Source organism: Streptomyces sp. BYX5S (assembly GCF_054724165.1).
In genome coordinates this window covers 454,593-478,665 of the sequence record NZ_CM138829.1, presented here as the reverse complement: position 1 = coordinate 478,665, position 24,073 = coordinate 454,593, and the positions used below count along the sequence as shown (strand labels likewise).

Annotated in this window: 19 protein-coding genes and 1 pseudogene; 7 read left to right on the top strand and 13 right to left on the bottom strand. The window is 71.4% G+C overall.

Annotated features, from left to right (window positions below; all coding sequences use genetic code 11):
• Nucleotides 1-101 precede the first annotated feature (101 nt).
• Nucleotides 102-938: a hypothetical protein gene (locus ACYBSK_RS02175; protein ID WP_457475113.1), complete on the bottom strand. Its 837-nt coding sequence runs from the start codon at nt 936-938 to the stop codon at nt 102-104.
• A gap of 116 nt (nt 939-1,054) precedes the next feature.
• Between ACYBSK_RS02175 and ACYBSK_RS02170 the strand changes: the two genes are divergently transcribed.
• Both ACYBSK_RS02170 and ACYBSK_RS02165 read left to right on the top strand, forming a co-directional pair.
• A complete protein-coding gene (locus tag ACYBSK_RS02170) occupies nt 1,055-1,852 on the top strand; it encodes an SDR family oxidoreductase (RefSeq protein ID WP_460244980.1) in 798 nt (265 codons plus the stop codon).
• 181 nt (nt 1,853-2,033) lie between these two features.
• Complete coding sequence (locus ACYBSK_RS02165) at nt 2,034-3,608, top strand: sodium:solute symporter family protein (protein WP_460244979.1); 1,575 nt, start codon at nt 2,034-2,036, stop codon at nt 3,606-3,608.
• A gap of 105 nt (nt 3,609-3,713) precedes the next feature.
• Here ACYBSK_RS02165 and ACYBSK_RS02160 read toward each other — a convergent pair whose 3' ends face one another.
• On the bottom strand, nt 3,714-4,838 hold the full coding sequence (locus ACYBSK_RS02160; protein ID WP_457475110.1) for an ADP-ribosylglycohydrolase family protein: 1,125 nt from the start codon (nt 4,836-4,838) through the stop codon (nt 3,714-3,716).
• A gap of 200 nt (nt 4,839-5,038) precedes the next feature.
• Between ACYBSK_RS02160 and ACYBSK_RS02155 the strand changes: the two genes are divergently transcribed.
• A complete protein-coding gene (locus tag ACYBSK_RS02155) occupies nt 5,039-6,106 on the top strand; it encodes a tyrosine-protein phosphatase (protein WP_460244978.1) in 1,068 nt (355 codons plus the stop codon).
• A gap of 12 nt (nt 6,107-6,118) precedes the next feature.
• Here ACYBSK_RS02155 and ACYBSK_RS02150 read toward each other — a convergent pair whose 3' ends face one another.
• The 4 genes and pseudogenes from ACYBSK_RS02150 to ACYBSK_RS02135 all read right to left on the bottom strand — a co-directional run bounded on the left by ACYBSK_RS02150 (nt 6,119) and on the right by ACYBSK_RS02135 (nt 8,178).
• Complete coding sequence (locus ACYBSK_RS02150) at nt 6,119-6,556, bottom strand: PIN domain-containing protein (RefSeq protein WP_460244977.1); 438 nt, start codon at nt 6,554-6,556, stop codon at nt 6,119-6,121.
• Nucleotides 6,553-6,819, bottom strand: coding sequence for a ribbon-helix-helix domain-containing protein (locus tag ACYBSK_RS02145; RefSeq protein WP_457475107.1), 267 nt, complete (start codon nt 6,817-6,819; stop codon nt 6,553-6,555). Before ACYBSK_RS02145 ends, ACYBSK_RS02150 begins: the two co-directional genes overlap by 4 nt.
• 62 nt (nt 6,820-6,881) lie before the next feature.
• A pseudogene (locus ACYBSK_RS02140) lies at nt 6,882-7,502 on the bottom strand (helix-turn-helix domain-containing protein).
• A gap of 259 nt (nt 7,503-7,761) precedes the next feature.
• Complete coding sequence (locus ACYBSK_RS02135; RefSeq protein ID WP_460244976.1) at nt 7,762-8,178, bottom strand: ATP-binding protein; 417 nt, start codon at nt 8,176-8,178, stop codon at nt 7,762-7,764.
• Between the two features lie 83 nt (nt 8,179-8,261).
• Between ACYBSK_RS02135 and ACYBSK_RS02130 the strand changes: the two genes are divergently transcribed.
• Both ACYBSK_RS02130 and ACYBSK_RS02125 read left to right on the top strand, forming a co-directional pair.
• Nucleotides 8,262-9,071 (top strand): helix-turn-helix domain-containing protein, encoded by an 810-nt coding sequence (locus tag ACYBSK_RS02130; protein ID WP_457475104.1) that lies wholly within the window; start codon nt 8,262-8,264, stop codon nt 9,069-9,071.
• The gene (locus ACYBSK_RS02125; protein ID WP_457475103.1) at nt 9,068-9,250 is read left to right on the top strand and encodes a DUF397 domain-containing protein; all 183 of its coding nucleotides are present in this window, start codon (nt 9,068-9,070) and stop codon (nt 9,248-9,250) included. The genes ACYBSK_RS02130 and ACYBSK_RS02125 overlap by 4 nt, the downstream gene beginning before the upstream one ends.
• A gap of 38 nt (nt 9,251-9,288) precedes the next feature.
• Here ACYBSK_RS02125 and ACYBSK_RS02120 read toward each other — a convergent pair whose 3' ends face one another.
• Together ACYBSK_RS02120 and ACYBSK_RS02115 are read right to left on the bottom strand one after the other, a co-directional pair.
• On the bottom strand, nt 9,289-10,179 hold the full coding sequence (locus ACYBSK_RS02120; protein ID WP_460244975.1) for an RNA polymerase sigma factor: 891 nt from the start codon (nt 10,177-10,179) through the stop codon (nt 9,289-9,291).
• The gene (locus ACYBSK_RS02115) at nt 10,176-11,078 is read right to left on the bottom strand and encodes a haloalkane dehalogenase (RefSeq protein ID WP_460244974.1); all 903 of its coding nucleotides are present in this window, start codon (nt 11,076-11,078) and stop codon (nt 10,176-10,178) included. The genes ACYBSK_RS02120 and ACYBSK_RS02115 overlap by 4 nt, the downstream gene beginning before the upstream one ends.
• A 135-nt stretch (nt 11,079-11,213) precedes the next feature.
• Between ACYBSK_RS02115 and ACYBSK_RS02110 the strand changes: the two genes are divergently transcribed.
• On the top strand, nt 11,214-12,248 hold the full coding sequence (locus ACYBSK_RS02110; protein WP_460244973.1) for an AraC family transcriptional regulator: 1,035 nt from the start codon (nt 11,214-11,216) through the stop codon (nt 12,246-12,248).
• 223 nt (nt 12,249-12,471) lie between these two features.
• On the opposite strand, the gene ACYBSK_RS02105 is transcribed toward ACYBSK_RS02110, so the two are convergent.
• On the bottom strand, nt 12,472-15,063 hold the full coding sequence (locus ACYBSK_RS02105) for a bifunctional FO biosynthesis protein CofGH (protein ID WP_460244972.1): 2,592 nt from the start codon (nt 15,061-15,063) through the stop codon (nt 12,472-12,474).
• Nucleotides 15,064-15,190: 127 nt separating this feature from the next.
• Here ACYBSK_RS02105 and ACYBSK_RS02100 point away from each other — a divergent pair, with 127 nt between their 5' ends.
• Nucleotides 15,191-16,693: a CehA/McbA family metallohydrolase gene (locus ACYBSK_RS02100; RefSeq protein ID WP_460244971.1), complete on the top strand. Its 1,503-nt coding sequence runs from the start codon at nt 15,191-15,193 to the stop codon at nt 16,691-16,693.
• A 241-nt stretch (nt 16,694-16,934) separates the two neighbouring features.
• Here ACYBSK_RS02100 and ACYBSK_RS02095 read toward each other — a convergent pair whose 3' ends face one another.
• From ACYBSK_RS02095 to ACYBSK_RS02080, 4 genes are all read right to left on the bottom strand, one after another.
• Entirely contained in the window at nt 16,935-18,491 is a 1,557-nt protein-coding gene (locus ACYBSK_RS02095; RefSeq protein WP_460244970.1) for an APC family permease, read from the bottom strand.
• A 211-nt stretch (nt 18,492-18,702) separates the two neighbouring features.
• Complete coding sequence (locus ACYBSK_RS02090) at nt 18,703-20,403, bottom strand: serine/threonine-protein kinase (RefSeq protein WP_460244969.1); 1,701 nt, start codon at nt 20,401-20,403, stop codon at nt 18,703-18,705.
• A gap of 174 nt (nt 20,404-20,577) precedes the next feature.
• Entirely contained in the window at nt 20,578-22,038 is a 1,461-nt protein-coding gene (locus tag ACYBSK_RS02085) for an aldehyde dehydrogenase family protein (protein ID WP_460244968.1), read from the bottom strand.
• A complete protein-coding gene (locus ACYBSK_RS02080; protein WP_460244967.1) occupies nt 22,035-23,774 on the bottom strand; it encodes an N-acyl-D-amino-acid deacylase family protein in 1,740 nt (579 codons plus the stop codon). The genes ACYBSK_RS02085 and ACYBSK_RS02080 overlap by 4 nt, the downstream gene beginning before the upstream one ends.
• Nucleotides 23,775-24,073 lie beyond the last annotated feature (299 nt).

Sequence of the window (24,073 nt, the reverse complement as noted above, 5' to 3'; positions counted from 1 at the left end):
ACAACTGCACGTGAGACAACCGAATACGCACCATCGCACCACTGACAGAGCCCTCTCGACTGGTCCGCCGTCCTGGCCGAGGGGGCTCGGCGCTGTCCGGATCAGCGCAGCTGGTCCACATACCGGTCCGTCCCCGGCACCGTCGGGACGAACGGGGCGACCAGCTCCACCCGGCCGAGCCCCGACGCGGCCACGTCCTCGCCGAGGCCGGCGAAGTGCTCCTGCCAGCACTCGCGCGGGTCGGCCTGGAGGAACCACAGCAGGGTGAGCCGGGTGTCGACGCCCTCGACCTGCTTGACGTAGGTCATCCTGTCGCCGGGCAGTGGCGTCGGCCGGAAGACCGTGACCATCGCGGCCGGTGAGCCCGCGAGCCGCCGCGGCAGATGCTCGGAGCGCAGCCACTCCAGCAGCTCGGCGCGCCGCTCGGGCCCTTCGGCGTCGACGACCTCCACGACGAGTCCCTGGTACGGGTGGTCGAGCGCGTGGAAGTCGCGCGGGCCCTCGTCCCCGTCGCGGTACACGGTCGCCTCGTGGTCCTGGAACGACGTGAAGACGTGGGTGCGCTCCTGGTGGACGCGGTCGTCGCGGTTGAGTCGCTTGTTGATGCCGACGGTCCACTTCATGTGGTCGGCGTAGCGGCCCTCGGTGATCCAGTACGTGGAGATGTAGCAGCCCGCCGTGACCGGCTCGGCGACCGCCGACTTCTCGGGGTAGCGCAGGAGCTGGAGGTCGCGGGTGGCGACCCAGCGGCGGCCCGCGTACATCCACGGCATGGCCATCGCACCGGCGTAGTAGTGGTCGTCCTCGTACCAGCGGTTGTACGCGTGCTCATGGCCCGGGTGCGGTTCCACCATGGTGATCAGGGCGTGCCCGGGGTGCACCCCGTACGGTCCGACGGCCGCCAGTTCCGCGTAGGTCTCGCTGCGCGTGTCCTCCATGCCGCTCTCCCCTTCCGCCGTGCGCTTCCCGTCGTGTGCGTGTGCCTTCCATCTCCCGTGCGACGCCCATACTCTGACGCCCCGTCAGACAGAAGGCCAGAGCCGGGAGGCAACCGATGGGGAATGACGCTGGACTGCTCGCGGGGAAGACCGTGCTCGTCTCCGGGGTCGGCGCCGGGCTCGGCCGCCAGGTGGCCGGCGCCGTACTGCGCGACGGCGGGAACGCGGTGCTGGGGGCGCGTACGGAGGCCCATCTGGCGGCGTGCGCACAGGAGTTGGACCCGGACGGCAAGCGGACCGCGTACCGCTCGACGGACATCGGCGACGAAGCGCAGTGCGAGGCGCTCGCGGACCTCGCGCGCGAGCGGTTCGGCGGGGTGGACGCGGTCGTCCACGTGGCGGCGTGGGACAGCTACTTCGGCGGCCTCGCGGACGCCGACTTCGAGACGTGGAGCCGGGTCGTCGACGTGAACCTGCTCGGCACGCTGCGGATGACCCGCGCCTGCCTGCCCGCCCTCAAGGAGCGCGGCGGCTCGGTCGTCTTCATCGGGACGCAGTCCGCGATCGCGGCGCCCTCCCAGGTGCGGCAGGCGGCGTACGCGGCGTCGAAGGGCGCGCTGACGAGCGCGATGTACTCGCTGGCGCGGGAGCTGGGGCCGGACCGGATCCGGGTGAACACGGTGCTGCCCGGCTGGATGTGGGGCCCGCCCGTGCAGGCGTACGTCCAGATCACCGCGCAGACCGAGGGCGTGTCCGAGGCCGAGGTGCTGGCGCGGCTCACCGAGCGGATGGCGCTGCCGGAGCTCGCGACAGACGGGGACGTGGCGGACGCGGCGGTGTTCCTCGCCTCCGACCGGGCGCGCGCGATCACCGGCCAGCAGCTTCTGGTGAACGCGGGGGAACTCATGCGATAGCCGGCCGATCCGCTCCCACCGCTCCGCCGCGAGCACGTCAAACGTTCTGAATTCTGGCCGCTGTTCATATCCGTGACTGCAAAACCCTTGACCGGCCCCATGCGCGGAGGTTCAATCCCCCACGTCCCCAACTCCCTTACCGGGGGCAACCGTTGTGCTGCGGAACCCCTGGAGGGGGTACATGAACAGTCTCGACTGGGCCGTGCTCATCGCTTACTTCGGCGTGATGGTCGCCATCGGCGTCTGGTCCCACAAGCGCGTCGACGACGTCTCCGACTTCTTCACCGCGGGCGGCAAGATGCCGTGGTGGCTGTCGGGCATCTCGCACCACATGTCCGGCTACAGCGCGGTCATGTTCACCGGGTACGCGGGAATCGCGTACACCTACGGCGTGACGTCCTTCGTCACCTGGTCCTTCCCCATCGCGCTCGGCATCGCCATCGGCGCCCGGCTCTTCGCCCCGCGCATCAACCGGCTGCGCTCCAGGCTTCATGTGGCCTCCCCGCTGGAGTACCTGAAGAACCGCTACAACCTTCAGACGCAGCAGGCGCTCGCGTGGTCCGGGATGCTGCTGAAGATCGTGGACGTCGGAGCGAAGTGGGCGGCCATCGCCACGCTCCTGTCCGTGTTCACAGGTGTGTCCCTGAACCAGGGCATCCTGATCACCGGCGCCATCACCGCGATCTACTGCACGATCGGCGGTCTGTGGGCCGACGCCCTCACCGAACTCGGCCAGTTCGTCATCCAGTTGCTGGCCGGTGTCGCGATGTTCGTCGCGGTCCTGATGGAGCTGAGCAACAAGCACATCGGCTTCTTCGAGGCCTGGAGCCGGCCGGAGCTGGAGGGCCACGGCAAGCCGCTGGTCGGCCCGTACGGCACGGTCTTCCTGCTCGCGTTCCTCTTCATCAAGCTCTTCGAGTACAACGGCGGCATGCTCAACCAGGCCCAGCGCTACATGGCGACGAGCAGCGGCCACGAGGCGAAGCGCTCCGCGTACCTGTCGGCGGCACTCTGGCTCATCTGGCCGGTCGTGCTCTTCTTCCCGATGTGGATGTCGCCGCTCCTGGTCGACGCGCAGAAGCCGGACGGCTCCGACAGCTACGGCCTGATGACCGAACAGCTGCTGCCGCACGGCCTGTTGGGCCTCGTCATCGTCGGCTTCTTCTCGCACACGATGGCCATGTGCTCCTCCGACGCGAACGCCATCGCGGCCGTCTTCACCCGCGACGTGGCGCCCGCGCTGTCGCGGCGGGCCCGCGCGTGGGGTCCGCGCACCGGCCTGGTCGCGGCGCGCCTGACCACCGTGATCTTCCTGGGCCTGTCCATGGCGGTCGCCACGCAGGTCAACTCCCCCACCTTCAAGGACATCATCACCGTCGTCATCAAGTGGGTGGCCGGTCTGATGGGCCCGATCGCGATCCCGATGATGCTGGGCCTGCTCCGCCAGTTCCGCCGCTCCGGACCGACCGCGGCGCTCACCAGCTGGGGCATGGGCCTGCTCGCGTTCTGGCTGGTCAACTACCCGATCAGCTGGAACATCGAGGGCGGCGTCCCGCTCCAGTACCAGGTCTCGATCCCGCTCGCCGTCTCCCTGGTCCTCTACATCGCCATCGGCTTCATCAAGCCCGAGGACACCCCGGAACGCGACGCCATCATCCGCCGCATCAACTCCGACGACGACGACACGGCTGCCGCCACCATCCCGACCCCGTCGGACGCGGGCGACAACGTGGTCATCACCCGTACCAAGGACTGACCCACCGCCCGGGCCTCCCACCCAGGGGGCCCGGGCGGCCCTTTTAAGCCCCTGCGGCGATTGAGCAGCGGGGTCCGGGGCGGAGCCCCGAGGCGTCAACCACGGCTACGTGGACCGCGGATACCGCGCAAGCCACCCCGCCGAAGCCGACGCAGGCCCATGCAGCGCAGCCCCTTGCGTCATCTCCATCGCAAAATCATCCGCCAACTCCAAAATCGTCGGCCTCCCCTCGATCTCCGCCACCCACGCCGGAGGCAACGCCGTCTCCCCGTGCATCGCCCCGAGCAACCCCCCGCACAACGTCCCCACCAGCGCCGACGGCCCGTCATGATGCACGGCGAGCCCCAGCCCGTGCCGAATGTCGTCGCTGACCAGCGCGCAGTACACCGCCGCCGCCAGCACCCCGGCCGCATCCCCCTCCCCGACCAGCTCCCCCACCCGCGCCGCGGTCGGCATCCCCTGCCGTACGGCGCCCAGCGCGTGCTTGAGCGCGTCCGAGACGGGCGGATGCCCGGGGCGCGCGGCGAGCAGCGCCAGCGCCCGCTGCACGGCGGCGTCGAGCGAGTCGCCCCGCGCGAGGGCGTGCACGAGCACCGCGTACGCACCCGCCGCGAGATACGCCTCGGCCGCGCCGTGCGTATGGACGGCGCACTCCACGGACAGCTGGAACACGAGCTGCGGCTCCCAGCCCACGAGCAGCCCGAACGGCGCGGACCGCGCCGCCGCCTCGGCCCCCTTCGCGTCCAGGTTCTTCGGCCGGTCGAGCGTCCCCATCACGTCGTTGCCGAGCCCCAGCAGACACGCCTGCGCGGCGCCGCGCCGCGAGTACAGCCACTCCTCGCGCGCCAGCCAGCCGTCCTCCTTGCGGCGCAGGTCGGGCCCCCAGTCGCGCTGGGTCGCCGCCCACCGCAGATAGGCGCGGTGCACATCGGTCGGCGGATGCCAGGCCCCGGTGTCGCGGCGCACCTGCGCGCGGATCAGCCCGTCGACGGTGAACAGGGACAACTGCGTGGCGGCGGTGATCGCTCCGGTCCGCCCGTACACGGGCACGAGCTGCTTGAGCCCTTCGTCACCGTGCTCGGCGTGGATCCCGTCGAGGGAGAGACCGTCGAGCGGCGCGCCGAGGGTGTCGCCGAGGGCGGCCGCCAACAGCGTGCCGCGCACCCTGCTGCGGAAGTCCTGCTGTTCGGTACGGCCCCAGACGGCCGCGGCGTTGGGCGCTGCGCCCATGGGGTTCTCCTCCCGTCACGACCCTCGACCCTCCGGCTTGCAGCACTGTAATCGACCGGGGTCGACCGGGAATGTTCACGAAGTGATGGGTTCGTGGACGCCTGCGGCCACCCGGCCCCGCACGGGCGCTCGCCGGGCATTCGTTCCCCGTTCACCGCCCGGTCGCGCCCCGGCCCCCGTCGCCGCGAAACATCCACGCCATGACGCACATCACCCCCGTACGCACCGTCGGCGCGGTCTCGGCCGCCGCCCTCCTCGCGGCCCTCGCCACCCCGGCCGCCTCGGCGCACCCCTCCCCGGCCCCGTCCTCCCGCATACCGTTCACGCAGGCGACGGTGGTGGCGGCCGCGACCCCGGGAACGTACGAGATCGCCTGGAAGGCGCCCGGTACCCGGCACGTGACGATCACGACGGACGGCGGCCGGAAGGTCGCCTCCGGCGGCTCGTCCGGCAGGGTCACGGTCAGCGGTCTGCCCGCGCACGCGGACCGCCAGTGGTTCGACCTCACCCCCGACCACGGCAGGGGCCTGCACCTCGCCGACCGCCTCATCAGGCTCGACGGGACGGTCAACTTCCGCGACGCGGGCGGCTATCGGACCCGTGACGGGCACTGGGTGAGGATGGGCGAGGTCTACCGCTCGGACGCCCTCGACAAGCTGACCGACGCCGACCTGGCGAAGCTGAAGCGGCTCGGCATCGACACGGACTACGACCTGCGCACGGCGTCCGAGCGGCAGTCGGCGCCGGACCGCGTCCCGTCCGGCACCTCGTACGAGGTCGCGGACGTCCTCGCGGGCTCCGACATGACGACGACGATGCCGACGACCGAGGCGGGCGCGGTCGAGATGATGACCTCTGGCGAGAAGTTCATGGTCAGCGGCGACTCGGCGAAGGCGGCGTACGAGAAGGTCTTCGCGGGCATCGCCTCCGGCGACAGCGCCCTGTTCCACTGCACGGCCGGCAAGGACCGCACGGGCTGGGCCAACGCGGCCCTCCTCACCGCCCTCGGCGTCCCGCGCGACACCGTCATGACGGACTACCTGGCCTCGAACGACTACCGCGCGGAAGCGAACGCGGCAGCGCTGGCCGCGATGACCCCGGAGCAGGCGAAGGTCTACAAGCCGATGCTGGACGTGCGGGCCGAGTACCTGAACTCCGGGTTCGCGGAGGTCCGGGAGAAGTTCGGCTCCTTCCGCGCGTACGAGAAGAAGGCGCTGGGCCTGGACGCGGGTGAACTGCGGCGGCTGAAGCGCGAGTTGCTGGTCTGACGTGCCCCGGAGCTAGAGATCGTCCGGAAGAATCCGGAAGTACCCGGACCTGCGGCCGAGCGGCCGCACGGTCCGGAAGTCCCGGAGGTCCCTGGTGAGCACCGCATCGGTGTCGTACTCGGCTGCGAGGGCGATGTTCACGGCATCCACGAGATCGAGGTCGAGGTCGTCGTAGCGGGCCCGCACGGTCAGGGCCATGTCGAGCAGCGCCGACGTGACCTCGGCCAGGACGAGACGGGTCTCCCGCACGTGCCCCATCAGCACACGCATGACGCCGTCGGCAGCGCGTCTGCCCGCCCGGACCGAGGCCACTTGGTGGACCTCGGTGAGGGCCATCGGGCTCGCGACCAGCAGACCGCACTGGTCGACCGCCTTCCGCGCCGCCAGGTGATCCGGATCCGATCTGTTGCAGAGCGTGAGAAGCCCCGACGTGTCGGCGACCACGATCACGCCGCGCGTCCCCCGCGCCGCCGGTCGCCCGCGCCGCCTGCGGACCTCGCCGCACGCACGTCGTCGTGTGTCACGGGCCCGCCCAGGTCGATGGTCTCCTCATCGGCGATGAAGGGCTCGTCCCAGACCCGGCGGGCCATCGCGATGCGATGGATGCCCTCCCGGATCATCTCGGCCTCGGACACTCCGAGGCGCGCGGCGGCCTCCTTGATGAGCGCCAGATCCGCGTCGTCCGCGTAGACGTTCGTACGCTTCAGTGCCATACCCAAGATGGTACACATCCTGTACCACCGGGGCGCGGGCTCGGCCCGGACTCCCGTCCGGGTCATGCGGCACGCACCTCGCACCCACGGCACAACCCCGGATCCGCCGCACGGAACGCGCGGTCGCAGCCGTCGCAGTTCTGGAGCGGGAGGGGTCGGGGCGCGCGGCGGGGGGTCGGCCGGGGGCTTCGAAGGCAGTTCAGGTGGGAGGGCGGCGGTCAGGCGGTGGGCCATGAGGCCGGCCGGGAAGCGGATGACGCCGACGGGCAGGCCCGCCGTCAGGGCCCGTTTCACGTCTCCGGGGGTGCCTGGCCGCGCAGATGCGGGGGCTTGTTGTACGAGATCGTGCGCGTGACGATCCGCCCGGACGGCAGCCGTTCCTTGATCCGCTCCAGGTACCCGTGCGTCTCCAACTCCCGCAGCGCGGCAGCGATCCGGACCTCCCCCTCGGGGAATCTCGCGGCGAAGTCCTTGATGGTGACCCTCGACCCGTCCGGCAGCGACTGGATGTGCGTGGCCAGGCCGATCGCGGTGAGGGAGAGGTCGGCGTGCTGGGCCAGGTGATGCCCGACGACGGTGAACTCGGACATGTGACGCTCCCGGGAGCGGTGAAGACCACGTGACGGAGTGGCCGAACGGCCAGAAAGTGCGCGCTTGGGCGCGCTAATCTGTAGCTCAGACATCGGGAAGGTCTCTTCTTCCTAGGTGGATAGGCCCTCGTCCGGGATGCCAGTCCCGGGGGGGGCCGCTTTGCGTATGCGGTGGCATATGCGGCGACGTATGCGGCAGAGAGTGCACCCCGAACTCGCCTGTTCGCCAGTCGAGTTGGCGATCGTCACTCGCGCGAGTGACACGCCTCCGCAGGCTTACGTCCGGGGGCGGGGTGGGGGGGTTGGTTTTTCCCAACCCTTTCTTTGGGGGTTGGTCGCCCGGAACGCCGGATCACGCCAACTCGGTTCCCGGCCGGTCGAGTTCGGCCCACACGACCTTGTGCGGCACGGGAGCGTCCCCGCTGGCCACCCCCCACCGGTCGGCGTACGCCGCCACGATCACCAGTCCCCGCCCGCCCTCCCCGTCCGCGACGCGGACCCGCGGGACCCGGTCCGGCCGCGCGTCGGCGACCTCGATACGGAGCGTGTGCGCGGCATCGAGCGTGAGCGTCAGCCGGAAGTCCCGGCCGGGCACCCTTCCGTGCCGCACGGCGTTGGCGGCGAGTTCGGCCACGACGTGTTCGGCCTCGGCCGACTCCCACTTCCACTCGGCGAGTTGGCGCTCCGTGAGCAGTCTGGCGAGGCGGGCGCCGCGCGGGGTGGCGGAGAGGAGGAGCGAGAAATGCCGTTGCTGCGTTGAGCCGTTCATGCTGCACAGCGTTGCGGCTCGTCACATACTGTGACCAGAGTTGCGCACCGTCCGTGCGTGGCTGTGCACGTTGGGAGGGCGTTGTGCACTTCGGGGAACGTGGGTCCAAGGCATTCGGCGCGCTGCTGCGGTTCCACCGCGAGCGGGCCGGACTGACGATGGAGGCCCTCGGCAAACACGTGGGGTACTCCAAGTCGCAGGTGGCGATGGTGGAGCGCGGCGAGCGACCACCGAAGGGCCGCTTGGTGGAGCTGGCGGAGCAGGCGCTGAACGCACAAGGTGCACTTCAGGCCGTCGCCAACAGGGAGTTCGGCCAGGGCGGGCTGCGCCCGTGGACGGAGGACTACCTGGCGGAGGAGCGCAAGGCGCATGCGCTGCACGTGTACCAGAACCACTTGGTGCCGGGGTCGCTCCAGACGGAGGCGTATGCGCGAGCCGTGTACGCAAGCAACTGCTGTCCGACTCTGGACGACGCCGAGATCGACGAGCGAGTAGCCGAACGTCTGGCGCGGCAGCAGCTCTTCACTCGCAGGCCACAGCCGACCGTCAGCTACGTCATCGAGGAGTCCCTGCTCACTCGGCCGTTGGGCGGACGCTGCACGCTGCGGAGCCAGCTGCACCACATCCTGGACATCGGCCGCCTGCGCAACGTCGAGATTCAGGTCATGCCGCACAACCGGGAGACTCATGCCGGGCTCAACGGCCCCGTGATCCTTCTGGAGACGACCAAACGTACTCATCTCGCCTACGTCGAGGGCCCGGGCGGCGGCTACTTCATCACCGAACACCCAGACCTGGGAGACCTGTTCGGCAGATATGGGATCCTGCGAGGGCAGGCTCTCAACTCCGAGGAGTCCGCATCGCTGATCGAAAAGGTGGCGCGGGAACTATGAGCACAGACCTCAACTGGTTCAAGTCGAGTTACAGCGCCGAGGGCGAATGCCTGGAGGTGGCCCCCGGCCCCACCGCCGTCCACATCCGCGACTCCAAGCAACCCCACACCCCCGACCCCGGCCCCATGCTCACCGTCACCGCCCCGGCGTGGACCGCCTTCCTGTCCGCGCTGCGGTGAACCGCGCCTGAAGGGCTCGTTGCTGGTCCGAGTCCCCCTCAGCCGTGATCCGGCGCTTCCGCCAGCAGCGGGAACCGGCCCGAGCCCAGGACGGTCAGGATCGCCCGTGTCCTGGCCTCGGGGGCCGCGTAGTCCGGATGCGAGCGCAGCACCGTGGCGACGTCGTGGAGGCGGCCCATCTGCGCCGAGGCCCGCGCCAGATCGCGGCCGCCGGGCGTCACGGGGTGGGTGGCGAGGGCCGGGCGCCGGGGGTCGACGCGGCCGGACGCCACCGCGGCCCCGACCCGGCGGGAGCAGCGGCAGGGCGCGGCCGGGTTGGCGAGCCCGCAGGTGGCGTCCATGAAGGAGCGCAGGCGGGTCCGGGCGCGTTCGAGCCGCTTGCGGTACGCGGCCGGTGACACGTCGAGGATCCACGCGGCGTCCGCCGACGACAGGCCGAACACCTCGGCCAGCACGTACGTGACCCGTTCCTCGCGCTCCAGGCACTGGAGCATGGCCTGGGTGCACGTGAGGCGGACCTCGCGGGCCAGCAGCTCCGCGTCGGGCCCCGCGTGGTCCGCCGCGGCGAGCCCCGCCACCAGGTCCTCGCCGAGCGCGTCCAGGCTGAGGCCCGCCGCCTCCTGCGGTGTGCGGCGCCGCAGGTTGAGCAGATAGTTGACGCCGACGCGGTAGGCCCAGGTCAGCAGCCGCGCCTCGGCCCGCCAGGTGGCGAGCCGGGTGACGACGCGGATGAGGATCTCCTGGGCCGCGTCCTCCGCGTCGGCCGGCCGCCACACCATCCGCAGCGCCAGCCGGTACAGGGGGTCCTGGAGACGCCGTACGACGTCCTCCAGGGCCTCCTTGTCACCGTCGACGGCCCGGTCCACCAACTCCCGCTCCCGCGCCAGCAGTTGCGGGTCCGCCACCGCGGCCACCTCTACGTCGCTCATACGGACATGGTGAACGCGGCGGCGTTGCGGCGCAGCCAGTCCGCCAGGGCCGCGCCGATCTCGTCCGGCCGGTCCTCGGGCGCGTGGTGCCCGGCCGCGCCCACGTTCACGGTCTCGACGTTCGTGAACGTCCGCGCGGCCCACTCCACGACCTCCCCCGACCCCATGCCTATGCCCTGGTCGACGTGCATCACGAGCTTCGGCACGGCCGCGGACTCCGCCGACCCCAGCCACGCGCCGTACGCCACCATCCGGGCGTGCACGTCGGCCGGTTCCCCGTCGAAGGGGATCTCGCGCGGCCACACCAGCAGCGGCCTGCGGGACTCCTCCGTCGGGTACGGCGCCCGGTACACGTCGTGGTCCTCCGGGGAGAGGTGGTCGATGCCGTGCGTCAGGTTGAACTCGATGAACATGTTGTCCCGCAGCACCATCTCCTCCCCCGTACCGGGCGCCCGGAACTTGCGGAACAACTCCTGGCCGAGCGGCGGCATTTCGGCCCAGGACAGCGGGCGCAGGAACGTCTCGACGACGGCGAGCCCGCGCACCCGGCCCGGGTGACGCGCCGCGAAGTCCATGGCGAGGGCGCCGCCCCAGTCGTGCCCGACGAACACGACGTCGCCGAGACCGACCGCGTCCGTCCAGGCGTCCAGGTACCGCGCGTGGTCCGCGAACCGGTAGCCGATGTCCGGCTTGCCGGAGGCGCCCATGCCGATGAGGTCCGGCGCGAGGACCCGCGCCCGGTCCGCGACGTGCGGGACGACATGCCGCCACAGGTGGGAGGAGGTGGGGTTGCCGTGCAGGAAGACGACCGCGGGTCCGTCCGCCGTGCCGCCCTCGACGTACGACATGAAGGAGTCGAGAACGGGAACGGAGACGGTGGAAGTGGAATCGACCGGCATGAGCGTGCCCTTCACTGGGATCGGGACCGGGGTTCCGGGCCTTCACACGGGTTGGACACGGGCCAGACGCCGACTGTGACAGCGGCCGGCGAACTTTCTTCTGGTGCGGCAGAGCGCCGGGGAGGACCGGACATCGTGGATGCGGGCACAGGACAGGACCTCACGCGTACGGCCAGCCGATTCACCACTCGCTCCGTGGACGAGGCGCGGGCCGTGCTGTCGGAGCAGTTCTACGACATGAAGCTGGACACGCCCACGGCACGGGACTTCGCCTTCGAAGCGGATGTCGTGGTGCTGGGGGGCGTGACGATCGGGCGCATGTCTTTCGGCACCTCCATCCGGGCCTTCATCCCCGACCTGGCGGGCTACCACGTGGTGGCGCCGTCGGTCGGGTCCTTCGGGATCGGTCAGGGCCGGGCGGCCGACACCCGGGTCACGGCGCACACCGGGGGCCTGCTGAACCCCACGGCCGGCTTCCGGGCCGTCGACTTCTCGCCGGACTGCGACACCCTCACCATCAAGGTCGAGCGGGCCGCGGTGGACCGGCAGCTGGAGATCCTGCTGGGCAGGCCGGTGCGCCGGCACGCGGGCTTCACGCCGAGCTTCGACATCTCCAGCGGCGCGGGGCTCAGCTGGGCGCGTCTGGCGCGCTGGGCGGCGCTCGACGCCAGTGTCCCCGACGGCCTGTTGCAGAGCCCCATGGTCCGCGGACGGCTCGAACAGGCCCTCCTGGAGGGCCTGTTGCTCGCCACCGACCACCGCTACCGCGACGCCCTCGACGCACCACCGCCCGCCACGCGCGCGGCAGCCGTCCAACGCGTCATGGCCGCCGTGCGCGACAGCCCGGCCGAGCCGTGGGACGCGAACCGGCTCGCCGCCGTCGCCCAGGTCAGCCTGCGCACCCTCCAGGAGGCGTTCCGCTCGCAGGCGCACACGACACCCATGGCGTACGTGTACGAGGTGCGGTTGCAGCAGGTCCGGATGGCGCTGCGCACCGGCGAACCCGGCTCGACCACCGTCACCGGGACCGCCTACCGCTGGGGCTTCACGCACCTGGGCCGCTTCGCCCGGCGCTACCGGGAGCGGTTCGGCGAGTCCCCCTCGCACACGCTGGCCACGCGAACCGGACAGCGACCACGCGCGATCCGGCGCGCCGCGCCACCCTCGTAGGAGTACGGTCCTGGATGCCGCCCCCGTGCCTGGGATGTCGCGGACGATGGACGGTGTCGGCGCCGCCCACCCGCCGCTCCCCTTCCGTCCCACGCCCGGCGGCGGACCGTGGCGCGGGCAGCGCGGGAGTGCGCCACGCGCCGCCGGGCCCGGCCGTCCGCTCCGTGAACGGCGCCGGGCCCGGTCCCTGGCCGCCCGCGACCACAGCCGTGGGCGTGCGCCGCTACGGCTCCAGCACCGGCAGCAGCTCCGGCAGATGCCCGTCCGACGCCTGCGCCGCCCGCACCCGCTCCTCGGTCACCTCGCCGTACAGCGTCGTGCGCGGCTTGGCCGGGCGGCCCGCCGCGTCGGCGACCGCGATGAGGTCCTTGACCGACTTGTACGAGCCGTAGGAGGAGCCCGCCATGCGGGAGATGGTCTCCTCCATGAGGGTGCCGCCCAGGTCGTTGGCGCCCGAGCGCAGCATTTCGGCCGCGCCTTCCGTGCCGAGCTTCACCCAGCTCGTCTGGATGTTGGGGATGTGCGGGTGGAGCAGGATCCGCGCCATCGCCGTGACCGCCCGGTTGTCGCGGGTCGTCGGGCCGGGGCGCGCGATGCCCGCGAGGTAGACCGGCGCGTTGGTGTGGATGAACGGCAGCGTCACGAACTCCGTGAAGCCGCCCGTCTCCTGCTGGATCCCGGCGAGCGTCCGCAGATGGCCGAGCCAGTGCCGGGGCTGGTCCACGTGCCCGTACATCATCGTCGAGGACGAGCGGAGGCCGAGTTCGTGGGCGGTCTTGACGACCTCGATCCAGTCGGCCGCCGGCAGTTTGCCCTTGGTGAGGATCCAGCGGACCTCGTCGTCGAGGATCTCCGCGGCCGTGCCGGGGATCGAGTCGAGGCCCGCCTCCTTCGCGGCCGTCAGCCATTCACGGATGGACATGCCGGTCCGCGAGGCGCCGTTGACGACCTCCATCGGCGAGAACGCGTGCACGTGCATGCCGGGCACGCGCGCCTTCACCGCCTTCGCGATGTCGAAGTAGGCCGTGCCGGGCAGGTCCGGGTGGATGCCGCCCTGCATGCAGACCTCGACGGCGCCGACGTCCCACGCCTGCTGGGCCCGGTCCGCGACCTGGTCGAGCGAGAGCGTGTACGCGTCGGCGTCCGTGCGGCGCTGCGCGAAGGCGCAGAAGCGGCAGCCGGTGTAGCAGACGTTGGTGAAGTTGATGTTCCGCGTGACGATGTACGTGACGTCGTCGCCGACCACCGACTTACGGATGTCGTCGGCGATACCGCACAGCGCGTCGAGCGCGGGGCCGTCGGCGTGCAGCAGGGCGAGCGCCTCGTCGTCGGTGAGCTTCGTCGGGTCGTCGGCCGCCTGTTTGAGGGCCGCGCGCACGTCGCCGTCGATGCGGGACGGCTCCATGCCGGGGGCCGCCTGCTCGCGCAGCGCCTCCCAGTCGCCGTACACGACGTCGAAGTCGTCGCGGCGGTCGCCGGTGCGGCCCTCGGTGTCGATGGTGCGGTGCAGGTCGGTGCGGCCGGACGCCGCCACGTACCCCTCGTCGGGCTCCTGCCAGGGTCGGCCGACGACGGGCGCGTCGGCGACCGCGAGACCGTCCGCGTCGGACAGCGCCTGCACGTGCGGGAGCAGCCGCGGGTCCAGCCACGGCTCGCCGCGCGTCACGAACTCCGGGTACACGCACAGCCGTTCCCGCAGCTCGAAGCCGACCTCCGCCGACTGCGCGGCCAGCTCCTCCAGCTTCGGCCACGGCTTCTCTGGGTTCACGTGGTCGATGGTCACCGGGGAGACGCCGCCCCAGTCGTCGATCCCGGCCGCGATGAGCCGCGCGTACTCGCCGTCGACGAGGTTCGGCGGGGCCTGGATGTTCCCGGCCGGGCCCATGATGTGGCGGGCGACGGCCACGGTCGCGACGAGGTCGTCGAGTTCGGCGTCGGGCATGCCGCGCATCGCCGTGTCCGGCTTGGCGCGGAAGTTCTGGATGATCAGCTCCTGCACGCCGTGGTACGAGCGGGCGACGCGGCGCAGCGCGAACAGCGAGTCGGCGCGCTCCTCGTACGTCTCGCCGATCCCGATGAGCAGCCCGGACGTGAACGGCACGGACGAGCGGCCCGCGTCCTCCAGCACCCGCAGCCGGACGGCCGGTTCCTTGTCCGGGGAGCCGTAGTGCGGCATGCCGGGCTCGGACCACAGGCGCTCGGCGGTCGTCTCCAGCATCATGCCCATGCTCGGCGCGACGGGCTTGAGCCGCTGGAAGTCCGTCCACGACAGGACGCCCGGGTTGAGGTGCGGCAGCAGCCCCGTCTCCTCCAGGATCCGGATGGATATGGCGCGCACGTAGGCGATGGTGTCGTCGTACCCGTGCGCGTCGAGCCACTCGCGGGCCTCGGGCCAGCGGTCCTCCGGCTTGTCGCCGAGGGTGATCAGCGCTTCCTTGCAGCCGAGTTCGGCGCCCTTGCGCGCCACGTCGAGGACCTCGTCGGGCGACATGAACATCCCGTGGCCCTCACGGCGCAGCTTGCCGGGGACGGTCACGAACGTGCAGTAGTGGCACTTGTCGCGGCACAGCCGGGTGAGCGGGATGAACACGCTCTTGCTGTACGTGATGACCCCCGGCCGCCCGGCCGCCTCCAGGCCCGCGTCGCGCACGCGGGCGGCGGAGGCGGTGAGGTCGGCCAGGTCGTCGCCGCGCGCCTGGAGCAGGACGGCGGCCTCGGTGACGTCGAGAGCGACACCGTCCCTGGCCCGTTTGAGCGCGCGGCGCATCGAGTTGGCAGTGGGCTGGCTCTGCTGTACGGCGTCCTGATCACTCATGAATCGAGCATACGAGCGCCATCCGGCCACTTCGAGGGTGCCCGTCGGAGCCCTTCCATTGCACCGCGGTTCACGGCTCAATACGAGGGTTGCACGCGTCACACCAGCCACCTTGGGGAGCCGCCACATGTGCACCGACAGCGAACACGCGATGGCCAGACGGACCTTGCTCGTGACCGGCGCCGCGAGCGCGCTTACGCTCACCACCATGAGCTTCGCCAGCGCCGCCGAGGGCTCGGTCTCCACGAAGACGCTCAAGGGCACCCTGCCGCCCGGCTCCCCCGACTACGTGTACCTGCCGGTCGACGTCCCCGCGGGGGTGCGCGAGATCAAGGTCTCGTACACGTACGAGAAGGCCACCGGGCTGCCGGCCGGAACGCAGAACAACGCCCTGGACATCGGCCTCTTCGACGAGCGCGGCACGGCGCTCGGCGGCAAGGGCTTCCGCGGCTGGTCGGGCGGCGCCCGCACCGAGTTCTTCGTGCGCGCCGACGACGCGACGCCCGGCTACCTCCCGGGCCCGGTCCGCCCCGGCACCTGGCACATCGCGCTGGGCCCGTACACGGTGGCGCCGGAGGGCCTGCCCTACGAGGTCACGGTGACGCTCACGCACGGGAAGCCGGGTGAGACGCCCCGTCCGACGTACCCGCCGCAGCGGGCCCGGGGCCGGGGCCGCGCCTGGTACCGGGGCGACTGCCACCTGCACTCCTGGTACTCGGACGGCCGCCGCACGCCCGCGGAGATCGGCGCGCTCGCCCGCGCGGCGGGCCTCGACTTCATCAACACCTCCGACCACAACACGCACGCGGCGCACGCCCACTGGTCGGACGTGGCGGGCGACGACCTCCTGGTGATGCTCGGCGAGGAGATCACCACCCGCAACGGTCACGTGGTCGCGCTCGGCACCGAACCCGGCACGTTCGTCGACTGGCGCTACCGGGCCCGCGACAACCGCTGGGCCAAGTACGCGCAGCAGATCCGCCGCGCGGGCGGCCTCGTCGTCCCGGCCCACCCGCACGCGACGTGCATCGGCTGCGGCTGGAAGTTCGGCTTCGGCGAGGCGGACGCGGTCGAGGTGTGGAACGGCCCGTACACCCCGGACGACGAGGTGTCGCTGGCCGAGTGGGACAACACCCTGGTCGCGTACGCCCGTTCGCACCGCCGGACCGGCTGGCTGCCCGCGATGGGCAACAGCGACGCCCACCGCGACCCGGACCGGGTGGGCGGCCCGCAGACGGTGGTCCTGGCGGACGACCTGACCCGCGAGGACATCCAGGCGGGCATCAGGGCGGGCCGCTCGTACGTGGCGGAGTCCTCCTCCGTCGAGCTCTCCTTCACGGCGACCGGCGGCAAGGGCGAGGTCGCGGGCCTCGGCGAGCGCCTCGCGGTCGACCCCGACACCCCGGTCACGGTGACCCTGCGGGCGACGGCGCCGGCCGACTGCACGCTGCACCTCGTCACGGACCAGGGCACGCTGTTCACGTCTGCCGCGGGGGCGTCCACCGCGACGTGGCGGACGACGGGGGCGTACGCGGCGTACGTCCGGGCGGAGGTCCGCCACGCCCCGACGACCCCCGGCCTCCCCGGCCCCCTGGCCGCCTTCACCAACCCCATCTTCCTGGGCCGCTAACCCCCTGCGGCGCGGCCATTCCCGTTTTAAGCCCCTCCGGCGATTGAGGAGCGGGGTCCGGGGCAGCGCCCCGCGGCCGCAACACCGGCGCCGATACCCACGTCCTGGGGCGCTGCCCCAGACCCCGCTGCTCAATCGCCGCAGGGGCTTGAGGGGCCGCGCCTCAATCGCCGGCGGGGCTCAAAGGGCTCAATCGCCGCAGGGGCTTGAGGGGTCGCGCCGCAAGCCCCGCAGGGGTCGGCTACTCCTCGACGACCAGCACCGGCGTCTCCCGGTTCAACACCTCACCCCGGAAGAACCCCGGACTGCGCCGCCCCATCACCAGCATGATGACCACGCCAACAAGCAACAGCCCCACACCGATCACGAAGACCGAACCGACCCCGAACACCGAGGACCCGCTGCCGTACGCCGGGTTCCACATGTCGACGAGCGTCTTCACGAAGACCGCCGCCAGGAGCACACCGCCGAGCAGCGGGAAGAGCCCCTTGAAGGCGAAGTCCCGCGCGGAGGAGCGCAGTTCCGCCTTGAAGTACCAGGCGCAGGCGAACGCCGTCAGCGCGTAGTAGAAGCAGATCATGAGGCCGAGCGCGTAGATCGTGTCGACGAGGACGTGCTCGGAGACCAGCGTCATGACCGTGTAGAAGACACCCGTGGCGACACCCGCCGTGACCGTCGCACGCCCCGGCGTACGGAACTTCGGGTGCACGCGCGCGTAGGAGGCGGGCAGCGCCTCGTACGTGGACATGGCCAGGACCGTGCGGGCGACCGGGATGAACGTCGTCTGGAGGCTGGCCGCGGCCGAGGCGAGGACGGCGAGGAAGAGGAGGATGCCGAGGGTGGGGCCCATGACCGGGCCCGCGAGCGCGGCGAAGACGTTGTCGGACGTCTCGGGGTTCGCGAGGCCGAGGCCCTTCTCGCCCGAACCGACGATCATCTGCGCGGCGACGCCGGTGGCCAGGTACGAACCCACCAGCACGACCATCGCGATGAGCGCGGCGCGGCCGGGGGTCTTGTCGCTGCCGATGGTCTCCTCGTTCGCGGTGAGGCAGGTGTCCCAGCCCCAGTACATGAAGATCGACAGGGACAGGCCCGCCGTGAACGCGCCGAAGGACTGCACGGAGAACGGGTTCAGCCACGACCAGGAGAAGTCCACGGAGGTCGCCGCGAAGTCCGCGGAGCCCGCCTTGGCCACCGCCATCGCGACGAAGACGGCGAGCACCACGAGCTGGAGTCCGACGAGCGTGTACTGGACGCCCTTCGTCGCGGTCATGCCGCGGTAGCTGATCGCCGTCGCGGCGGCGATGAGGATCAGGCAGGTGACGATGTGGACAGCCTTGTCGTCGTCGAGCGCCGCCACCGAGGCGTTGTTGGTGATCTCTCCCGCGAGCAGCCAGAAGTACGAGGTCGCGACACCGGCGAGGTTGGAGAGCACGATGATCGTCGCGATCACCAGGCCCCAGCCGCACATCCACCCGACGCGCGGCCCGAACGCCTTCACGGTCCAGGTGAAGGACGTGCCGCAGTCCGGCATGACCTTGTTGAGCTCCCGGTACGCGAAGGCGACGAGCAGCATCGGTACGAACCCGGCGAGGAACACGGCCGGCATCTGGAGGCCGACCTCCCCCGCCGTGGAGCCGAGCGTGGAGGTCAGGCAGTAGACCGGGGCGACCGTGGAGACGCCGATGACGGCGCTGCCGAGCAGCCCGACGGAGTTCCCGCCGAGGCCCTTGCCGCCGCCGCCCGCGCTGGTGTCTGCGGCCCGCCCCGTCGAGGGCCCTGCGTCCAACTGAGTCATGAACAGGACGTTAAATCCTGCGGTTTCCACATCTGGCGGGCTTTGTCACGACCCGACCACTTAGTGATCCACGGGCAATCCGGACAACCGCTTTTAGTATCCCAGGCCGATCGCCGAGTCTAGCGGCAGATAGCAAGGCAAAGGACCCGGCGTTCGATATTCGGTAATCGAAGCCGGGTCCGTTTTGACCTGATTCAAAAATTTCCCGTGGCTACTGCGTCACGTGCGGGACGTCCTTGCGGAAGCGGAGGAAAGCCGCGGGTACGACATAGATCAGCGAGAGCGAACCGAGGGCGAGCAGGAACTCGAAGAGGCCGTCCACGGACCCCACGAACTTCTGGTAACCCGACAGGGCCCACTCCTCGTCGCTCTGGTGCTGGGCCTGCAACCCGATCAGGCTGTACTCGCTCACGCCCCACCAGGCCTGCACGACCAGCAGCGCGAGCCCGATCCAGTACAGCAGGTACACCTGCCGGGGCCCGCCGCGCGCCGCCAGCGCGACCGCCAGACCGAGCAGCACCGCCGCGCCCGCCACGCGCACCAGGCCCATGAAGGTGGCGTCGGCGAAGAAGACGAGCAGCGAGCCGAGGCCCGCGGGCGCCACCCACAGCAGACCGAGCAGCGGCCGCTCCAGCAGCCCGCGCCCTCCGCCCCCGCCACCCCACGGCTTCGAAGGCGTGGCCGCCGGACCGGTTCCCGACCCCGAGTCCGGCCCCGAGTGCGGCCCGGCGGATCCGTACGGCGGCCCGTACCCGGACCGGGGCGGCGGCGCGCCCTGCGTGGTCGCCCCGTGGAAGCCGTCGGAGGCGCGCGGCGGTGTCTCGGGTCCCGGCGGGGTCGACGGCGGCGGCGGAGTGCTCGGGCCCGGCGGGGCCGAGGGCCTCGGCCCGGCGTCGGCCGACCGGGTCGCCGCACCGTGGAAGTCCTGCCCCGCACCGCCGTCGTACGCGGTGTACCCGGGACCGGAACCCGCGTGCTGCCCCTGCCCCCGCTCCTCCTGGCCCTGCCGCGGGATCTGCTGACCGTGCAGTTCCGTGTCGGCCCGCGCCTCCAGGTTCAGCAACTGCCCCGACGTGCGGGCGATGAGCGAGACGACCTGCGCGGGCAGCCACGTATCGCTCGTCGCGTCGTGCATCCGGGCCTGGACGACCAGGTGCGCCGCGTCCGGCCGCCGCTCGGGCTCCGGGTCGAGGCAGTGCCGGATGAGGTCGCGCAGTTCCTTGCCGACGCCCGGCAGCTGGGGGTCGAGACTGCCCCGGTGCGGCTGCACCCCGGTGGCGGCGAACGCGAGCGTGAGCCCGTAGCTGTAGACGTCGGTGGCGGCGGTCACCTTCTCGCCGTACGCCTGCTCCGGCGACATGTAGGCGGGCGTGCCGATCCGCGCCCCGGTCGAGGTCAGCACCCCGATCGTGGTCAGCCCGGCGTCCAGCGCGGCGTGCACGATCCCGAAGTCGATGAGGCGGGGCCCGTCGGCGGACAGCAGCACGTTCGACGGCTTGAGGTCGCGGTGCACGAGCCGGGCGCGGTGCACGTGCTCCAGCGTGTGCGCGAGATCGGCGGCGAGCCGCCACACGGACTCGGCGGGCAGCGGCCCGAACCGGTCGACGGAGTCCTGGAGGGAGGGGCCCGCGACGTACTCGGAGGCGTACCACGGGTGCCGCTCGTCGAGGCCGGTGTCGACGACCGGCACCGTCCCGGGCGCCCCGACCCGCCGCACCACGTCCGCCTCGCGCCGGAACCGCTCCCTGAAGCCCGCTTGCGCCGCCATGTCGGCGTGGATGAACTTCAGCGCGACGTTCCGGCCGCCCGTGTTGCGGGCCAGATAGACCCGCCCCATGCCGCCCTCACCGATCCGCCCGAGCAGCCTGTACGGGCCGACCGTGCGCGGATCCCGCGCCTCCAGCGCCTCCATGGAACCCCCGGTTCCGCAGTAGTGACCGTCTACAACTGAACACTTTGACATGCCCAGTTGTAGACACGCACAGATGCGGCCCGTGGGTTCCGTGGGACGCAAGTGACCAGCGTTTCCGCCCCGGCGCCGCGCCCTCGGCCACCCCGGGCGGAGTGGCCGACCCGCCCGGCGCGACTACCCCGGCCAGACGATCGACTGCCACTCGCTGTACGCGTGCAGGGCGTACGACCCGACGTCCCGGCCCACCCCGCTCTTCTTGAACCCGCCGAACGGGGCCTCCATGTTCCGCCCGATGGTGTTCACGCCGACCCCGCCGGCCCGCAGCCGCCGCGCGACGCGGAACGCGCGGGCCACGTCGCCCGACCACACGTAGTCGATGAGGCCGTAGTCGGAGTCGTTGGCGAGGGCGACCGCCTCGTCCTCGTCGCCGTCGAAGGGGACCACGGCGACGACGGGCCCGAAGATCTCCTCCCGTACGACCCGCATGTCGTTGGTGCAGTCGGCGAGGAGCGTGGGCGCGACGTAGAACCCCCGCTCGGCCTCGGGCCGTTCGCCGCCCGCGACGACCGTGGCGCCCTCCTTGCGCCCCAGCTCCACGTAGGACTCGACCCGTTCGCGGTGCGCGCCCGAGATGACGGGCCCGACGACGGTCCCCTGCGCGCGCGGGTCACCGACCTTCATGAACCCGATGTAGCCGGTGAGCTTCGCGACGAACTCGTCGTACACGGACCTGTGGACGATCGCCCGCGTCGGCGCGGTGCAGATCTGCCCGCTGTAGAAGGCGTACGTGGTCCCGATCCCGGCGACGGCGGAGTCCAGGTCGGCGTCGCCGAACACGACGGCGGCGCCCTTCCCGCCCAGCTCCATCAGCTGCCGCTTCATGGACCGCCCGCACACCTCGCCGATCCGCTGCCCGACGGCCGTGGAGCCGGTGAAGGAGACCATGTCGACGTCCGGGGAGTCGACGGCCGCCTCCCCGACGGCGACGTCCGTGCCGCCGACGACGTTCACGACACCGGGCGGCACACCCGCCTCCTCCAGGGCCGCCGCCATCCGGAACACGGACAGCGGGTCCTGCGGCGCGGGCTTCACGACGACGGTGTTGCCCATGGCGAGCGCCGGGGCGACCTTGCCCGCCGGATTGGCCCACGGGTTGTTGTACGAGGTGACGCAGGTGACGACGCCGACCGGCTGGCGCACGGCGAGCGCGCCCATCACGCCCGCCTTCCCCATCGGCCCGGCCTCGTTGATCTGCGGCGGCAGCCCTTGCTCGACGGGCTCCAGGGCCCCCTTGGCGTACCGCCGGAACCGGGCGACCCCGACCGCGACCTGCATCCCGCGCGCGGTCCCGCTGGTCGCGCCGCTCTCGGCCTGCGCGAGCTCGGCGTGCGCGGCGAAGTCCCGCTGCATGAGGTCGGCGGCCCGGTCGAGGATCGCGGCCCGCTCCTCCGGCTTCGTGCGCGACCACGGCCCGAAGGCGTCGCGGGCCGCGCGCGCGGCGTCGTGCACCTGCTGCCGGGTGGCCTCCGGCGCGTGCCCGACGACGCTCTCGTCGGCCGGGTCGACGACGTCGTAGTACCCGCCGCCGGGCTCGATCCACTCGCCGCCGACGAACAGCCGCTGTCCCTCGCTCACTTGGTGCTCACCGTCCGGGTGTCGGTACCCGAGCGCAGCACCTTGCCGGGCACGGCGCCACTGACGACATCGCCGCGCATGGCCTCGACTCCGTTGACCCACACGGCGGTGATGCCGATGGCCTTGGAGTCGAGCCGGGGGCTGTCGCCGGGCAGGTCGTGCACGAGGGTGGCCTTGCCGGCGTCGATGGTCTCGGGGTCGAACAGCACCAGGTCGGCGTGGAACCCCTCCTGGATACGCCCGCGCTCGCGCAGCCCGAACAGCTGGGCCGGATCATCGGTGAGCATCTTCACGGCCTGCTCAAGCCCCATCAGCTTCCGCCCGCGCAGACAGTCCCCGAGGAACCGGGTCGTGTACGGCGCCCCGCACATCCGGTCCAGGTGCGCGCCCGCGTCGGACCCGCCGAGCATGACGTCCTCGTGGTTCCACGTCTCGGCCCGCAGCGCCCACGAGTCGGGGTCGTTGTCGGTCGGCATCGGCCACAGCACGGTCCGCAGCCGGTCGTTGGCGCAGATCTCGACGAGACACTCGAAGGGCTCCTGCCCCCGCTCGGCGGCGATGTCGTTCACGACCCGCCCGGACAGGCCCTCGTTCGCCTCGGAGTACGTGTCCCCGATGACGTACCGCCCGAAGTTGGCGAGCCGCCGGAAGACCCCGGCCTCCTTGCTGTCGGCGCGGCGCAGCATCTCGGCACGCACGTCGGGGTCGCGCAGCTTCTCGATCCGCTCATCGACGGGCAGCCCGAGGATCTCACCCCACCCGGGTATCAGATTGAGCGCGCAGAACGTCCCGAGGCTCATGTTCATCGGCGTGAGGATCGGCATCGTCAGCGCGACGATCCGCCCTCCGGACTTGCGGGCCCGTTCGCTCGCCTCCAGCTGCCGGGGCACGCGCTCGGGCACGGCGGCGTCGATGGTGAGCACGTTCCAGTTGAGCGGCCGCCCGGCAGCAGCACTCATATCGACGAACAACTCGATCTCATCATCACTGAACTGATCGAGACACCCGGCGACGATGGCCTCGATCTGCGTCCCCTCGTGCTCCCCGACGGCCTCGCTCAGCGCGATCAGCTCGGCCGGCTTCGCGTGCCGCGACGCCACGGGCTTGCCGTCCCCGTCGGAGTGCGAGGAGGACTGCGTGGTGGAGAGCCCCCAGGCCCCGGCATCCATGGCCTCCTTCAACAGCCGCACCATGTCGGCCAGTTGCTCGGGACTCGGCTGCCCACCAACGGCGTCCTCCCCCATCACGTACCGCCGCAGGGCGCAATGCCCCACCATGAAACCGGCGTTGACGGCGATCCGCCCGTCGAGTGCGTCCAGATACTCCCCGAACGAACTCCACGTCCAGGGCGCCCCTTCCTCCAGAGCGACCAGCGACATCCCTTCGACCTTGGACATCATCCGCCGCGTGTAGTCGGCGTCCCCCGGCCGCTGCGGATGCAACGGCGCGAGCGTGAACCCGCAATTGCCCCCGGCCACGGTGGTCACGCCGTGATTCAGCGAGGGCGTGGCGTACGGGTCCCAGAACAACTGCGCGTCGTAGTGCGTGTGCGGATCGACGAACCCGGGCGCGAGCACCAGCCCCGAGGCGTCCTCGGCGCTCCGCGCCTCCTCGGCGACCTTCCCGGGCTCGGCGACGACGGCAACCCGCCCGTCCCGAATCCCGACATCAGCGATGAACGCGGGCCCACCACTCCCGTCGACGACGGTGGCGCCCTTGATGAGGTGGTCGAGCATCTGTCTCCGTCTCCCTCCCTCTCGATCGAAGCCCCTCCGGCGATTGAGGAGCGGGTTCCCGGGTCAACACCCCGGCCTTCCAATCCCTCCCAGCAACCTGCCTTCAAGCCCTCCCGGCGACCTGCCTTCAAGCCCTCCCGGCGACCTGCCTTCAATCCCTTCCGGCGGCCTGCCTTTAAGCCCCTCCGGCGATTGAGGAGCGGGGTCCGGGGCAGCGCCCCGGCCTTTCAAGCCCCTGCGGCGATTGAGCAGCGGGGCCCGGGGCAGCGCCCCGCGACCTCGACCACGCCAAGGCCAAG

What these genes read in the sequence shown, in the direction of transcription:
- ACYBSK_RS02175 (WP_457475113.1), bottom strand. Translation starts at nt 938, where the DNA reads ATGGAGGACACGCGCAGCGAGACCTACGCGGAACTGGCGGCCGTCGGA.
- ACYBSK_RS02165 (WP_460244979.1), top strand. Translation starts at nt 2,034, where the DNA reads ATGAACAGTCTCGACTGGGCCGTGCTCATCGCTTACTTCGGCGTGATG.
- ACYBSK_RS02125 (WP_457475103.1), top strand. Translation starts at nt 9,068, where the DNA reads ATGAGCACAGACCTCAACTGGTTCAAGTCGAGTTACAGCGCCGAGGGC.
- ACYBSK_RS02135 (WP_460244976.1), bottom strand. Translation starts at nt 8,178, where the DNA reads ATGAACGGCTCAACGCAGCAACGGCATTTCTCGCTCCTCCTCTCCGCC.
- ACYBSK_RS02145 (WP_457475107.1), bottom strand. Translation starts at nt 6,819, where the DNA reads ATGGCACTGAAGCGTACGAACGTCTACGCGGACGACGCGGATCTGGCG.
- ACYBSK_RS02160 (WP_457475110.1), bottom strand. Translation starts at nt 4,838, where the DNA reads ATGGGCGCAGCGCCCAACGCCGCGGCCGTCTGGGGCCGTACCGAACAG.
- ACYBSK_RS02090 (WP_460244969.1), bottom strand. Translation starts at nt 20,403, where the DNA reads ATGGAGGCGCTGGAGGCGCGGGATCCGCGCACGGTCGGCCCGTACAGG.
- ACYBSK_RS02105 (WP_460244972.1), bottom strand. Translation starts at nt 15,063, where the DNA reads ATGAGTGATCAGGACGCCGTACAGCAGAGCCAGCCCACTGCCAACTCG.
- ACYBSK_RS02155 (WP_460244978.1), top strand. Translation starts at nt 5,039, where the DNA reads ATGACGCACATCACCCCCGTACGCACCGTCGGCGCGGTCTCGGCCGCC.
- ACYBSK_RS02170 (WP_460244980.1), top strand. Translation starts at nt 1,055, where the DNA reads ATGGGGAATGACGCTGGACTGCTCGCGGGGAAGACCGTGCTCGTCTCC.
- ACYBSK_RS02120 (WP_460244975.1), bottom strand. Translation starts at nt 10,179, where the DNA reads ATGAGCGACGTAGAGGTGGCCGCGGTGGCGGACCCGCAACTGCTGGCG.
- ACYBSK_RS02115 (WP_460244974.1), bottom strand. Translation starts at nt 11,078, where the DNA reads ATGCCGGTCGATTCCACTTCCACCGTCTCCGTTCCCGTTCTCGACTCC.
- ACYBSK_RS02100 (WP_460244971.1), top strand. Translation starts at nt 15,191, where the DNA reads ATGTGCACCGACAGCGAACACGCGATGGCCAGACGGACCTTGCTCGTG.
- ACYBSK_RS02080 (WP_460244967.1), bottom strand. Translation starts at nt 23,774, where the DNA reads ATGCTCGACCACCTCATCAAGGGCGCCACCGTCGTCGACGGGAGTGGT.
- ACYBSK_RS02095 (WP_460244970.1), bottom strand. Translation starts at nt 18,491, where the DNA reads ATGACTCAGTTGGACGCAGGGCCCTCGACGGGGCGGGCCGCAGACACC.